At 73.8% G+C, this 12,047-nt stretch carries 12 protein-coding genes; 2 read left to right on the forward strand and 10 right to left on the reverse strand.

Going from position 1 to position 12,047, the window contains the following annotated elements:
- Position 1: 1 nt before the first annotated feature.
- Genes WMF36_RS10385 through WMF36_RS10410 form a run of 6 tightly spaced genes read right to left on the reverse strand, consistent with a single transcriptional unit; the run spans position 2 to position 5,468 of the window.
- Complete coding sequence (locus tag WMF36_RS10385; RefSeq protein ID WP_437579450.1) at positions 2-1,486, reverse strand: NADH:flavin oxidoreductase; 1,485 nt, start codon at positions 1,484-1,486, stop codon at positions 2-4.
- A 2-nt stretch (positions 1,487-1,488) separates the two neighbouring features.
- Positions 1,489-2,766, reverse strand: a complete 1,278-nt coding sequence (locus tag WMF36_RS10390; protein WP_437579451.1) for an acyl-CoA dehydrogenase family protein — start codon at positions 2,764-2,766, stop codon at positions 1,489-1,491.
- Positions 2,763-3,683 carry an enoyl-CoA hydratase family protein gene (locus WMF36_RS10395; protein ID WP_437581885.1) on the reverse strand — a complete coding sequence of 307 codons (921 nt, stop codon included), beginning with the start codon at positions 3,681-3,683 and terminating at the stop codon, positions 2,763-2,765. Before WMF36_RS10395 ends, WMF36_RS10390 begins: the two co-directional genes overlap by 4 nt.
- Entirely contained in the window at positions 3,680-4,255 is a 576-nt protein-coding gene (locus WMF36_RS10400; protein WP_437489184.1) for a MarR family winged helix-turn-helix transcriptional regulator, read from the reverse strand. The genes WMF36_RS10395 and WMF36_RS10400 overlap by 4 nt, the downstream gene beginning before the upstream one ends.
- On the reverse strand, positions 4,252-4,710 hold the full coding sequence (locus WMF36_RS10405) for a RidA family protein (RefSeq protein ID WP_437579452.1): 459 nt from the start codon (positions 4,708-4,710) through the stop codon (positions 4,252-4,254). The genes WMF36_RS10400 and WMF36_RS10405 overlap by 4 nt, the downstream gene beginning before the upstream one ends.
- A complete protein-coding gene (locus WMF36_RS10410; protein WP_437581886.1) occupies positions 4,707-5,468 on the reverse strand; it encodes an SDR family NAD(P)-dependent oxidoreductase in 762 nt (253 codons plus the stop codon). Before WMF36_RS10410 ends, WMF36_RS10405 begins: the two co-directional genes overlap by 4 nt.
- A 465-nt stretch (positions 5,469-5,933) precedes the next feature.
- On the opposite strand from WMF36_RS10410, the gene WMF36_RS10415 reads away from it, so the two are divergent.
- Positions 5,934-7,946: a hypothetical protein gene (locus tag WMF36_RS10415; RefSeq protein WP_437579453.1), complete on the forward strand. Its 2,013-nt coding sequence runs from the start codon at positions 5,934-5,936 to the stop codon at positions 7,944-7,946.
- Positions 7,943-8,704, forward strand: coding sequence for a hypothetical protein (locus WMF36_RS10420; protein ID WP_437579454.1), 762 nt, complete (start codon positions 7,943-7,945; stop codon positions 8,702-8,704). The genes WMF36_RS10415 and WMF36_RS10420 overlap by 4 nt, the downstream gene beginning before the upstream one ends.
- Positions 8,705-8,718: 14 nt before the next feature.
- Here WMF36_RS10420 and WMF36_RS10425 read toward each other — a convergent pair whose 3' ends face one another.
- From WMF36_RS10425 to WMF36_RS10440, 4 genes are all read right to left on the reverse strand, one after another.
- Positions 8,719-8,949 carry a hypothetical protein gene (locus WMF36_RS10425; RefSeq protein ID WP_437489200.1) on the reverse strand — a complete coding sequence of 77 codons (231 nt, stop codon included), beginning with the start codon at positions 8,947-8,949 and terminating at the stop codon, positions 8,719-8,721.
- 183 nt (positions 8,950-9,132) lie between these two features.
- On the reverse strand, positions 9,133-9,774 hold the full coding sequence (locus tag WMF36_RS10430; RefSeq protein WP_437579455.1) for a Uma2 family endonuclease: 642 nt from the start codon (positions 9,772-9,774) through the stop codon (positions 9,133-9,135).
- A gap of 267 nt (positions 9,775-10,041) precedes the next feature.
- Positions 10,042-11,439, reverse strand: a complete 1,398-nt coding sequence (sthA, locus tag WMF36_RS10435) for a Si-specific NAD(P)(+) transhydrogenase (RefSeq protein WP_437579456.1) — start codon at positions 11,437-11,439, stop codon at positions 10,042-10,044.
- A 43-nt stretch (positions 11,440-11,482) separates the two neighbouring features.
- Entirely contained in the window at positions 11,483-12,010 is a 528-nt protein-coding gene (locus WMF36_RS10440; protein ID WP_437579457.1) for a tetratricopeptide repeat protein, read from the reverse strand.
- Between the last annotated feature and the right edge of the window lie 37 nt (positions 12,011-12,047).

Raw genomic sequence — 12,047 nt, forward strand, 5'->3', positions numbered from 1 at the left:
GTCACGCCTCCTCGCGCCTCCACGGCGGCGCCGTGAGCCGCCGCTTTCCCCCGTCCGTCGTCGCGACACCCGGCTCGTCGAGCCCCTCGCGATCCCAGAGCTGGCACGTCACGGGCCGGTGCCGCTGGTCGAGCGCCTCGCAGTAGTTGGAGTAGATGCAGCGGCGCACCTCGCCGCCGCGGCCGAGGCGCGCCTTCAGGAACCAGTCCGGATCGGCCAGCGTCTGCCGGGCGGCCCCGATGAGGTCCGCCTCGCCGCGCGCGAGGATCGCCTCCGCCTGCGCGAACGTGCAGATCCCGCCCGCCACCACGACCGGCGTGTCGAGGCCGGCCTCGCGCACGGTCCGCCGGATCTGCGCCTGCTTCGGGACCTGCCGCCCGAACGGCCCGGCCGCGTCCGAGAGCGCCGTCGGCATGCACTCGTACCCGCTCGGGCCGGTGTAGGGGTACGCGGCCTCGCCGACCTTGGGCTGCTTCGCGTCCTCGAACTTGCCGCCGGTCGAGAGCGAGAGGAAGTCCATGCCGGCGCGCGCGAAGGCGAGCGCGAAGAACGCCGCGTCGTCGACCCGGTTGCCGCCGGCGATGACGTCGTCGCAGACGAAGCGGCAGCCCACCGTGAAGCGGGAGGACACGGCGTCGCGCACGGCCGCGTAGACCTCGAGCGGGAGGCGCGCGCGGCGATCGCGAGCGCCGCCGTAGCCGTCCGTCCGGGTGTTCAGCGCGGAGAGGAACGAGGCCATCGTGTAGGCGTGGGCGTAGTGGAGCTCGACCCCGTCGAAGCCCGCCTCCCGCGCCCTCGCCGCGGCGGCGGCGAAGAGGCCGGGCAGCGAGCGCGGCAGGTCGCGGATGTGGGCGAGCGCGACGTCGGTGACGCGCTCGCGCTCGCCGAAGCGCAGCGCCTCGAGCTCGCGCGGCGCGAGCACGGCCTCGATCTGCGCGTCGTCGAGCGCGAGCAGCCGCGCGCGCACCTCGAGCTCCGGGGCGTCCCGGAGCGGCGGCTCCCTGAGCACCTCGGCGAGGGCGCGCCGGTGCGCGCCGGTGATCTCCAGGAACTGTTGCAGGAACCGCTCCTTCGGCGGGCGCCTGCGGATGCGGAGGAAGTCGATGAGCTGGAGGAACAGGCGCGTCCGGCCCGCGCTCCGGGCGCGGACCGTCCGGACGAGCTCCCGGAGCCCCGGGACGAACCGATCATGGCCGGCGCGGAGCAGCGGCCCGCTCGGCACGTCGCGGATGCCGGTCGCCTCGACCACGAGGGCGCCGGGCTGGCCGTCGGCGAAGCGGCCGTACCAGTCGAGCACGTCCTGCGTGACGCCCCCCTCCTCCGTCGCCCGCCAGGGGACCATCGCCGGCACCCACGAGCGCTCGGCGAGCTCGAGGCCCGAGGCGAGGCGGAGCGGCGAGAAGAGGCGCGCGCCCGCCGCCTCGCCCGCGGTCGGGGGCTCCTCGCGGGGCAGGGCGTGGCGGATCCTCTCCGGCGGCTTCCACATCGCTACCGCGCCCCTTCTTCGCCGCGTTCGCCGCGCGCGCGGTCGTCCTCCGCGCGCTCCGCGGCGGCGCGCTCGAGGATCCCCTTCGCGATGATGAGCTTCTGGATCTCCGTCGTCCCCTCGTAGATGCGCAGCGGCCGGATCTCGCGGTACAGCCGCTCCACCTCGGTCCCCTCGATGACCCCGAGGCCCCCGTGGAGCTGGACCGCGCGGTCGATGATCCGCTGCGCCGCCTCGGTGGCGAACATCTTCGCCATGGCCGCCTCGGTCGAGACGCGCGCGGCCGTGCCGCCCGCGTCGCGCTTGTGGGCCGCGCGGGCCACGAGGAGGCGGGCCGCGTCGAGCTCGGTCGCCATCTCGGCGAGGTAGGCGCGCACCATCTGCTGCTCGGACAGCAGCGCGCCGAACTGCCTGCGGCGCGTGACGTGCGCGATCGCCTCGTGGAGTGCGCGCGCCGCCATGCCGTTCGCCGCCGCGCCGACCGAGATCCGGAAGGCGTCGAGCGTCTGCATCGCGAGCTTGAAGCCGCCGCCCACCTCGCCGAGGCGCGCGCTGTCCGGCACGCGGCAGCCCTCGAAGCGGAGCCGGCCGATGGGGTGCGGGACCGACATCGGGAGCGGCTCCGAGGCGACGCCGGGCGCGCCGCTGTCGACGAGGAACGCCGTGATCTCGGCGCGCCCGCCGGCCGCGCCGCCGCCGCCGCCGTTTTCGCCCGGCGGGGCGCCCGTGCGCGCGAAGACGACGAGGTGGTGCGCGAGCGGGACGTTCGAGATCAGCACCTTCTCGCCGTCGAGGACCCACCCGTCGCCCTCGCGGCGGGCCTCCGTCCGGAGCGAGGCGACGTCGCTGCCCGCCTCGGGCTCGGTCAGCGCGAAGGCCCCGATGCGGCGCCCCGACAGCACGTCGGGCAGGATCGCGCGGCGCTGCGCGTCGCTGCCGGCCAGCACGATCGGGTACGAGCCGAGCCCCTGCACCGCGAAGATCGCGTCGGCGAGCGGAGAGACCTGGCCGAGCGCCTCGCGGATGAGGACCAGCGACCGCACGTCGACGGCCGTCGGGTCCGCGGGGAGGCCGGCGCCCCCGGGCGCGCCGCCGAGCGCCGCGGGGACGAGGTGCGCGTAGAGCCCGAGCGGCTCGCCGAGGCAGCGCGCCACGGCGGCGGGGTCGCGCGCACCCGCGAGCGGCGCGAGCGCCTCGGGGGTGAGCCGCGCGGCGAGCGCCGCGTGGCGCTCCTCGAAGAAGACCGGGAGATCGGCCGAGGAGAGCGCGAGCCGGTTCATGTGCGGGGCGTCGCCGGGCCGGTGGACCTCGGGGTGGGGGCCGCGTCCGCGTCTTCGGGCGCTGCCGCGGCGTCGCCCTCGAAGCGCGGCGGGCGCTTCGCCTTGTTCGCCTCGTAGGCCTCGCGGAAGTCGGGGTGCGACATGCAGAGCGCCTGCGCCTGCGCCTCGGCCTCGATCGCGGCGGCGAGGGGCATCGTGCGCTCGCTCTCCAGCATCTGCTTGGTGATCGCGTGCGCGAACGCCGGCCCGCGCGCGAGGCGCTCGGCCCACGCGCGCGCCGACGGGAGCGCGTCGCCGTCGGGGACCACGCGGTTCACGAGGCCGATGCGGAGCGCCTCGTCGGCGCCGACGAGATCGCCGAAGAAGAGCAGCTCGGCGGCGCGCCCGTGGCCGATGATGCGCGGCAGGAGGTAGGAGGCGCCCATGTCGGCGCCGGACAGGCCCACCTTGGGGAAGATGAACCCGAAGCGGGCGCTCGCCGCGGCGATGCGCAGGTCGCACGCGGCGGCGATCACCGCGCCCGCGCCGACGGCGACCCCGTTGACCGCGGCGATGACCGGGCGCCGGAGCTCGCAGATGCTCTGGATCAGCGCGCCGGTGACGCGGGTGAACTCGAGCAGCCCCCGCGCGTCGCGCGCGAACAGCTCGGCGATGATCCCCTCGACGTCGCCGCCCGAGCAGAAGCCGCGCCCCTCTCCGGTGAGCACGACCGCGCGCGCGGCCGAGCGCTCGAGCGAGCGGAACGTGGCCGTGAGCTCGCCGTAGATCTCGAAGGTGAGGGCGTTCAGCCGGTCGGGGCGGCTCAGCGTGATCTCCGCGACGCCGCGGCTGACCTCGAGCTGGAAGGAGCGGGGAGTGAGGGTCATCGGGGGCTCTCTGTTCGGTGCGCTGCTCTGGGACGTGTCTCGCGCGGTCAGGGCTTGGTTCGCGTGCGCCGCGGCGGGCTCCGCGCGCTGCGCTCCGCGTGCGCGCGGCTGCTGCCGGGGCGGGACGGGACGGGCATGTCCGGCGCGCGGAGCGTGGTGCGCAGCTTGTCGAGCAGCCGCGTCAGGGTGGAGATTTCGGCCTGGCTCAGCCCGGAGAACACCTTGGCGACGCGCGCGGCGTGGCGCCGCTCGGCGTCGCGGAACGCGCGCTGCCCCTTGGCGGTCACGTGCACGCGCCACGCGCGGCGGTCGCTCGGGTCGGCCCGCCGCTCGACCATGCCGTCGCGCGCCGCGCGATCGACGAGCCCGGTGAGGTTGCCCGCCGTGACCAGCATGCTGCGGGAGAGCGACGCGAGCGTCTGCCCGTCGCTGCGCACGAGGTTCGCGAGGAGGTCGAAGCGCGGGAGGGTCATCTCGTGCTCCAGGTCCTCGCGGATGGCCGCGAGCGCGCGCTTGTGGACCGCGAGGATGCGGACCCAGGCGCGCACGGCCGCCTGATCGCCGCGCGCGCTCTCGGGCGGGGGGGCGGCGAGCGGTCGCCTCGCCGGCGCCCCGCGCCTCACAGGCCGCCCTCGTCCCCGGCGCGCGCGTCGGACGCCGCGGCCTCGCCGCGCGCGCCGGGCGCCGCGACGGCCTCGATCTCGACGAGCGCGCGCGGCTCGACGAGCCCCGCGACGCCGACCAGGGCCATCGCCGGGAAGTGCTTGCCGAACCGCGCTCGCCACGCGGCGCCGATCGCGGCGCGCGAGCTCCTGTACGCCTCGAGGTCGGTCACGTAGACGGTCATCCGCGCGACGTCGCCCGGCTCGCCGCCGGCGGCGGCGACGACCGCGAGCACGTTGTCGAGCGCCTGCGCGAACTGCTCGGCCAGATCGTCGCTCTGGATCTGCCCCGACGCGGCGTCCCACCCGATCTGCCCCGCGACGTGCAGCGTCGTGCCGCGCGTCACGACGCCGTTGGCGTAGCCGCGCGGCGCCGGCCACCCGACCGGCTGCACGATCTCGAGGCCGCCCTTCACCGCATCACCTGTCCGCCGTCGACCGGGATCGCCTGGCCGTGGATGCTGCGCGCCTCGTCGCTGCAGAGCATCGACACGACGAGCGCGACCTCCTCGGGCTCGACCATCCGGCCCTGGGGCGACATCGCCTCGAGCGTCCGCCGCGCCGCTTCCTCGCCGCGCCCGGTCTTCTCGGCGATGCGGGCGATCGCCTCGTCCGCCATCCTCGTGTTCGCCCACCCGGGGCAGACGCAGTTGATGGTCACCGGCGTCCGGGCGATCTCCAGCGCGATGGCGCGGGTCATCCCGATCATGGCGTGCTTCGACGCGCAGTACGCGGTCGAGTAGGCGCACCCGGCGAGCCCCGCGGTGGAGGCGATGTTGACGACGCGCCCGAACCCGCGCGCGATCATCTTCGGGAGCAGGGCGCGGCACAGCACGAAGGCGCCGGTCACGTTGACCGCGAGCATGCGGTCCCAGAGCGCATCGGTGGTCCTGTCGAACGGCGCGCTCTCGGCTGCGCCCGCGTTGTTGACGAGCACGTCGACGCGCCCGACCTGGCCTTCGAGCGCGGCGAGCGCCGCGAGCGCGCCCTCGCGATCCCCGACGTCGAGCCGGACGGCGACGCCGCCGACGGCCGCCGCCGTCTCCTCGATCTCGGCCTGCGTGCGGCCTGCGACGGCGACGCGCGCGCCGCCCTGCGCGAGCCGCTCGGCGATCGCGCGGCCGATGCCGCGACCCCCACCCGTGACGAGCGCGACCTTGCCTTCCAGGGACATGTGGAGCACCTAAATCATATATATATGAAGCACAGGCCGAAGTCACCCTCGACGCGGCTCGCTGCGGCGCCCGCTCGCCGGGGCGCCGCGTCTTGCCGTCCCGCGCGCCTTGTTGCTCGGCCCACCCTGCCTGCTCTGCTTACTCTGCCTGCTCTGCTTACTCTGCCTGCTCTGCTTACTCTGCCTACCGTGATTGCGCGCATTCTTTGATAGCGCGCCTTGCCCTGATTGCCTGTCGCGTAGCGGACGGAACGTGGCTGTGCGGAGAACCTGAAACGCGAACGGAGCGGGCGCACCGTGCGCTCTGCCACGTTCGCGTCCGTGACATAGGCGAGCGCGTCGCGAGGAGGCGAGCGCGTCCGCGACAAAGCGCCTTCGCAAAGCACATCGCGTTGCGCCTGTTCGGCTGCTTCTTCGTGCGCTCGGCCTGTCGATCTCGACGGGTGCGTACGCCACTATCTCGTCATGCGTCCCTCCTTCGCGGCGGTGGTGGCCGCGGCATCGTCGCTCGTCGCAGCGCTCGGCTGCGGCGACGCGCGCCCGGGCGTCTCGTCGATCTGGGTCTCGCCGGCGCAGCACCGCGACCTCCGCGGAGAGCGCTTCTTCGACGCGCCGTGGCCGAGCGATCTGCGCCGCGAGGGCGGCGCGGTGCGGCTCGACGGCTACCACAACCCGCGGCGGCTCAGGATCCTCGACGAGTACGTCCGCGAGATGGACTCGGTCCTCGACGGCTTCTCTCCGTCGGCGGCGGGGTTCATGCGCTTCGCCGGGCCGATCGACGTCTCCTCGCTCCCCGCGACGCCCGCGTTCGCCATGAGCCCCGTCGGCGCCGTGCAGCTCATCGACGTCGATCCGGGCTCGCCGGCGCGCGGAGAGCGGCGACAGATCTCGGTCCATTTCCGGCGCGAGGCCGGCGTCTACTGGCCCGAGAACACCCTCGCCTTCATGCCCGTCATGGGCTTCCCGCTGCGGCCGCGGACCCGGTATGCGCTCGTCGTCACGGACGCGCTGCGCGGCGAGGGCGGCGGCCCCGTGGAGGCGAGCCCGGAGCTGCGCCAGGCGCTCGGGATCGATCCGGCCGGCGCCGATGTCGAGGCCGCGCGGGACGCGCTCGCTCCGGCGGTGGACGAGATCGAGGCGGCCGGCGTCGGCCGCGAACGCATCGTCCACCTCGCGGTCTTCACCACCTCCGACCCGACCGCGGAGCTCTTCGCGCTGCGCGATCACCTGCTCGCGAGCGTCCCGCCGCCGGAGGCGCGGCCCGCGCTCTGGCGGCTCGTGGAGCACGCGCCGTCGTGGGACGAGTACGCCGGCGTCTACGGGCCGTCCCCGAGCTACCAGGGCGGCCGGGCCCCGTACGCGAGCCACGCGGACGGCGGCGGCTTCGCGAGCAAGGCCGGCGAGCCGGTGATCTCCGGCTACTTCGACCTGCGCTTCTCGATCACGGTCCCCGCCGCGGGCCGCTGCCCCATGCCGGAGGCCGGCTACCCCGTCGTGCTCTACGCCCACGGCACGGGCGGCGACTACCGTTCCTACGTCCGCAGCCACACCGGCCTTTCGCTCGCGCAGCGGTGCCTCGCGGTCATGGGCGTCGACCAGATCTTCCACGGCGCGCGTCCGGAGGCGCCAGAGGACGCGAGGCAGGCCGGGTTCCTGTTCTTCAACGTGCAGAACGTGGCCGCGGCGCGCACGAACGCGCGCCAGTCGGCGCTCGACGAGGTGCAGCGGGCGCGCCTCTTCACCGAGTCGCGCATGACCGTGCCCGCCGGCGTCTCCAGCACGGGGGCGGAGATCCGGTTCGACCCGTCGAAGATCCTGTTCTTCGGGCACTCCCAGGGCGGGCTGAACGGCCCGCTCTACCTCGCGGCGGACGACTCGGCGCGGGGCGGGGTGCTCTCCGGCGCCTCGGCGGTCATGTCGGTGACCCTGCTCGAGAAGACGAACCCGCCGCCGAGCATCGCGGCGCTCGTCAAGTCGGTCTTCCTCGGGCTCATGGACGAGGAGACGGCCGAGGTGAACGAGTTCCACCCCGCGATCTCGCTCGCGCAGTCGATCGTCGACGTCGTCGACCCGATCCACTACGCTGCGCGGCTGTTCGTCGCGCCCCGCGACGGCTTTGCGCCGAAGAGCATCTACATGACCGAGGGCATCAACCCGGACGGCAGCGGCGACACGTACGCGCCGCCGCGCGGCATCGAGATGCACGCGCTGGCGATGGGCTTGCCGCTGCAATCGCCCGCGCAGCGTCTGATCCGCGAGTACGGCTTCGGCGGCCCCGCGCCCGTCGAGGTGCCGCCCGGCGGCCTCGCCGAGAACCTCGCCGGCGGCCGCGCCTCGGGGGTGCTCGCGCAGTGGCCGGTCGCCGAGGGGAGCGACGGTCACTTCGTGATCTTCGACGTGCCCGCGGCGGCCGCCCAGGCCCACGGCTTCCTCCAGAACCTCGCGGCCGCGCCCCGCGGGCGGGTGCCGGCGCCGTGAGCGCGGCCGGCGACCTCGCGTCGCGCGTCGCCGCGCTGCTCGCGCACCCCGGCGTGGAGGCGCGGCCCGCGCCTCCGGACGCGGGCGCGTGGCCCCACGGGCTGGCCGAGCCGCTGGACGTCGCGGCGCTCTACGCGGCGACGGACGGCCTCGCGCTCCCGGACGGCACGCGGATCCTGCCGCTCGGCGAGCTCGCGCGGGCGACGGCGTGGCTCACGGAGGAGCGCTCGCTCGACTGGGCGCGCGACCTCCTGGTCATCGGCGAGCGCGAGGATCTCGTGATCGTGCTCGACCTCGACGCCGCGGGGGCGCGCGCCGGGGGCGGCGTGCTGGAGGCGCCGACCGACGGGCTCGCCTCGTTCCAGCGCGTCGCCCGCTCGGCGGTGGGCTACCTGGAGCGGCGCCTCGGCGTCGCGGGGGCCGAGCCCGCGGCCCCCGAGGTGCGGGCGCGCGAGGCGGCGGCGCGCCGCGACCTCCCGGCGCTCGTCGAGGTGCTCGCGGAGGCGATGTATCCGGGCGCGGAGCGGCAGATCGCGCACGCGGCGCTCACGCTGGGCGCGCTCCTGTCGGAGCGCGGGGACGAGGCGGCGCTGGACGCCTTCGCGCGCTCGGTCGCGGCGCGGATCGCGGCCGCGCCCCGCGGCGCGGGGGCGCCGGAGCGGCTCGCGGCGTGGCGCGCGTGCGAGATCGCGGCGCGGGAGGCCGGGGCGGAGGCGATCGCCGCGGCGTGCGCGGCGCGGGGCAGGGGCGGGGCGTAGGGGAATCGCCACCTTCACCCGTCGGCGTCGAGGATACGCAGCACATCCTCCGCCGCGATCGTCTCGCCCCGCGCGACGCTTCGGGCGGCGTCCTCGATCGCGTCATCCAGCGCTTGCCGCTCCTCGTCGTCGAGTTCGTCGCCTTGATCGACGATGTAGAGTTGGATCACCGTGCCGTCGGGCAGATCCGTCGACTCGTCGAGCTGGATGCGACCGTGCTGTACCCTGGCGACCACGGCAGTCATACGCAGCAGGCTTAGTGGAGGCGTATCGCGCTGGCCAGCCCAGCGGGGCGCGTGCTCCTGCGGCCGTGCTGTCCAGCGCGCCGCTCGTACCGACCGCCGATCTCGGTCGCCAGCCCCCCTCGGCGGTGCTCGAGAGCGCGATCCCGCGTTCGAGACGGCGCTTCGCCGCTCAGCGGACCGAGCTCACCTCGGGCCCCGCTCCCGGAGCCTCGCTCGCCACGCGCGCACCACCGTCGTCTGGTCCCCCTGGCGCAGCATGAGCTCCGTCAGCTCCCCGACGTCGAGCCCCGGCAAGAACCGGCTTTGCCCCGCCTCGGCGTAGCCCTCCGGGCCGAGGAGGTGAATGGAGAGCTTCCCCTTCTTCAGGAACCAGACCTCGGGCACGCCGAGCCCCGCATAGACGGAGAGCTTGTCGATCGTCCCGCTCTTTTCGATCACCTCGATCGCGAGCTCCGGGATCTCCCCATCCTCCGCTGTTCCGAGCACGTAGCACTCATCCGGCTCCACCCCCCGCTCCGCGAGCCGCTTGCGGAGGGTCATGCTGCCGTACCCGCTGAGCGGCAGCTCCGCCTCCTCCGCGTAGGCCTCGACGAGGCGGGCCAGGATCTTCTTTCGCCTCTCGTGCGGTCCGCCCGGGCTCATCAGCTCCAGCACTCCCTCGCAGTACGTCACCCGCACGCCCGCACGGTCGCCGAGGACCGCCAGGAGGGCCTCGTACTCCTCCCACGAGACGTCGTGGACGACGAAGAGCTGGTCTTCCGAGCCGTCCGCGACCGCGAGCGCGCGTTCGGCAGGGGAGGCGAGGAGGGGTGCAGCGGCGGCCATGACAGCGTGCTCCTCCGGGGAGTATCACCGCCGCGCCGCGCGCTGGCAACCGCCGCGCCCCGCGCTCGCGCGGCGGTGGCCCGATTTGAACATGAAGGCGGGAAGGCGAGAAGAAAAGATCAATGATCTTCCTGCCTTCCCGCCTTCATGGGGATCACTCCGGGGCGAATTAGGCCACCGCTCGCGCGGCGCTGCCCCGCTGGACGGTCCCGACGAGCGCCATGCTCTTGCAGAGCGCCCCTCGGGGCGATCCCGGGGGTGCTCCCCTCAGAACACGCGCCCGAGCCCGTCGAGCGCCGCCACCCGGTAGGCCTCGGCCATGGTGGGGTAGTTGAACGTCGTGTTCACGAAATACCGGATCGTGTTGTTCGGCGGAGGCTGCGACATGATCGCCTGTCCGATGTGGATGATCTCCGCGGCGTTCTCGCCGAAACAGTGGATCCCGAGCAGCGCGAGCGTCTCGCGGTGGAAGACGAGCTTCAGCATCCCGACCTGCTGGCCCGTGATCTGCGCGCGGGCGAGCGTCTTGAACGTCGACTTCCCCACCTCGTAAGGCACCTTCTCCGCCGTGAGCTCCCGCTCGGTCTTGCCGAGCGACGAGATCTCCGGCGTCGTGTAGATGCCCGTGGGGATGTCCCGGACCAGCTTCTCGTCGGCCTGGCCGCAGAGGTGGCTGGCCGCGAACCGGCCCTGATCGTAGCTCGCGCTCGCGAGCGCCGGGAAGCCGACGACGTCGCCGACCGCGTAGACGTGCGGCTGGCTCGTCTGGAAGGTCTCGTTGACCTCGATCTGACCGCGCTTGTTTGCCGTGATGCCGAGGCTCTCCAGGCCGAGATCGACCGTGTTGCCCGACCTCCCGTTCGCCCACAGGAACGCCTCGCTCCGGAGCTTCTTTCCGCTCTTCAGCGAGAGCACGACGCCCTCCTTCGTGGCCTCGACCTTCTCGTGCTCCTCGCCGTTCAGGACGCGGATCCCGGTGTCGCAGAAGTGGTACCCGAGCGCGTCGGTGATCTCGTCGTCGAGGAACTCCAGCAGGTGCGCGCGCGTGTTGATCAGGTTCACGGCGATCTGCATGTTGCGCAGCATCGACGCGTACTCGCAGCCGATGACCCCCGCCCCGAAGATCGTGATGCTGCGGGGGGTGTGATCCATGCGCAGCAGCGTGTCGCTGTCGAAGATGCGCGGGTGGCTGAAGTCGATGTCGTCCGGCCGGTACGGGCGCGAGCCGGTCGCGATGACGAAGCTGTCGGCCGTGAAGCGCCGGCGCTGGCCTCCGTCGCTCTCCACCTCGATCGCGTGCGGATCGACGAACCGGGCCTGCCCCGGGATGAGCCGGACGCGGTTCCTGTCGTAGAAGCTCTCGCGCAGATCGACCTGGTCGTCGATCACGCGGTTCGCGTTCGCGAGGAGCTCGGCGAACGGGTACTCCGGAACCACATCCATCCGCTTGTAGATGGGGCTCTGGTTGATCAGGTTCATGTGGTAAATCGCGCGGCGCAGCGCCTTGCTCGGGATCGTCCCCCAGTGGGTGCAGCCCCCGCCGACGCGCGCGTAGCGTTCGATCGCCGCGACCGATTTGCCGTGCTTCGCGGCCGTCATGGCGGCGCCTTCGCCGCCCGGCCCCGTTCCGAGGATGATGAGATCGAAGTGCGGGGTGGTCGCCATCGCGTTCCTTGCCTCCGGGGCGCGCCGCGCGCGCAGGGAGAGGCTACTCGAACTGGAGCGGCTCGTCGTCGCCCCCGACGCCGAGCATGTCCAGGATCTGGCGCACCTCCATCGCCGCCTCGACCTCGGGGCCCGCTTCCAGGAAGCCCTGGAGGTGCTTGCGGGCGAGCGCGCGGTTCCCGTGGGCCGCATAGGCGAGCCCCATCGCGTGCATCGCGTCGCCGTCCTTCGGGAACCGCCGGAGCGCCTCCTTCGCCTGCGCGACCGCCCCGTCGGCGTCGCCGAGGCGCCGGAGCGCGTGCGACAGGGCCACCCGCGCCCCGAGGAAGCTCGGCGCGAGCCGCACGGCAGCGCGGTAGGCGTCGCGCGCCGGCTCGACCTGGCCGAGCTCGTAGAGCGCCTGCCCGAGCAGGTTGTACGCGTACGGGTTCGACGGGGAGGCCTTGATCACGTCGCGTAGCGCGACGAGCGCCTCCTGGATCTGCTCCGTCTGCAGGAGCTCGGCCGCCTCCTCGACCGCCTCCCAGTGGGCGGCGTCCACCGATTCGTCCACCACAGCTCTCAGCACCATGGCCGCAGTTTAACCAGAATCGTCGCGCCGTCCCGGC

It is taken from the genome of Sorangium sp. So ce887 (assembly GCF_051521455.1).
Taxonomy (GTDB): domain Bacteria; phylum Myxococcota_A; class Polyangia; order Polyangiales; family Polyangiaceae; genus Sorangium.

Excerpts from the sequence above, each read along its gene's own strand:
- WMF36_RS10385 (WP_437579450.1), bottom strand. The coding sequence starts at position 1,486 with ATGTGGAAGCCGCCGGAGAGGATCCGCCACGCCCTGCCCCGCGAGGAG.
- WMF36_RS10390 (WP_437579451.1), bottom strand. The coding sequence starts at position 2,766 with ATGAACCGGCTCGCGCTCTCCTCGGCCGATCTCCCGGTCTTCTTCGAG.
- WMF36_RS10410 (WP_437581886.1), bottom strand. The coding sequence starts at position 5,468 with ATGTCCCTGGAAGGCAAGGTCGCGCTCGTCACGGGTGGGGGTCGCGGC.
- WMF36_RS10415 (WP_437579453.1), top strand. The coding sequence starts at position 5,934 with ATGCGTCCCTCCTTCGCGGCGGTGGTGGCCGCGGCATCGTCGCTCGTC.
- WMF36_RS10425 (WP_437489200.1), bottom strand. The coding sequence starts at position 8,949 with ATGACTGCCGTGGTCGCCAGGGTACAGCACGGTCGCATCCAGCTCGAC.
- WMF36_RS10430 (WP_437579455.1), bottom strand. The coding sequence starts at position 9,774 with ATGGCCGCCGCTGCACCCCTCCTCGCCTCCCCTGCCGAACGCGCGCTC.
- sthA (WP_437579456.1), bottom strand. The coding sequence starts at position 11,439 with ATGGCGACCACCCCGCACTTCGATCTCATCATCCTCGGAACGGGGCCG.
- WMF36_RS10440 (WP_437579457.1), bottom strand. The coding sequence starts at position 12,010 with ATGGTGCTGAGAGCTGTGGTGGACGAATCGGTGGACGCCGCCCACTGG.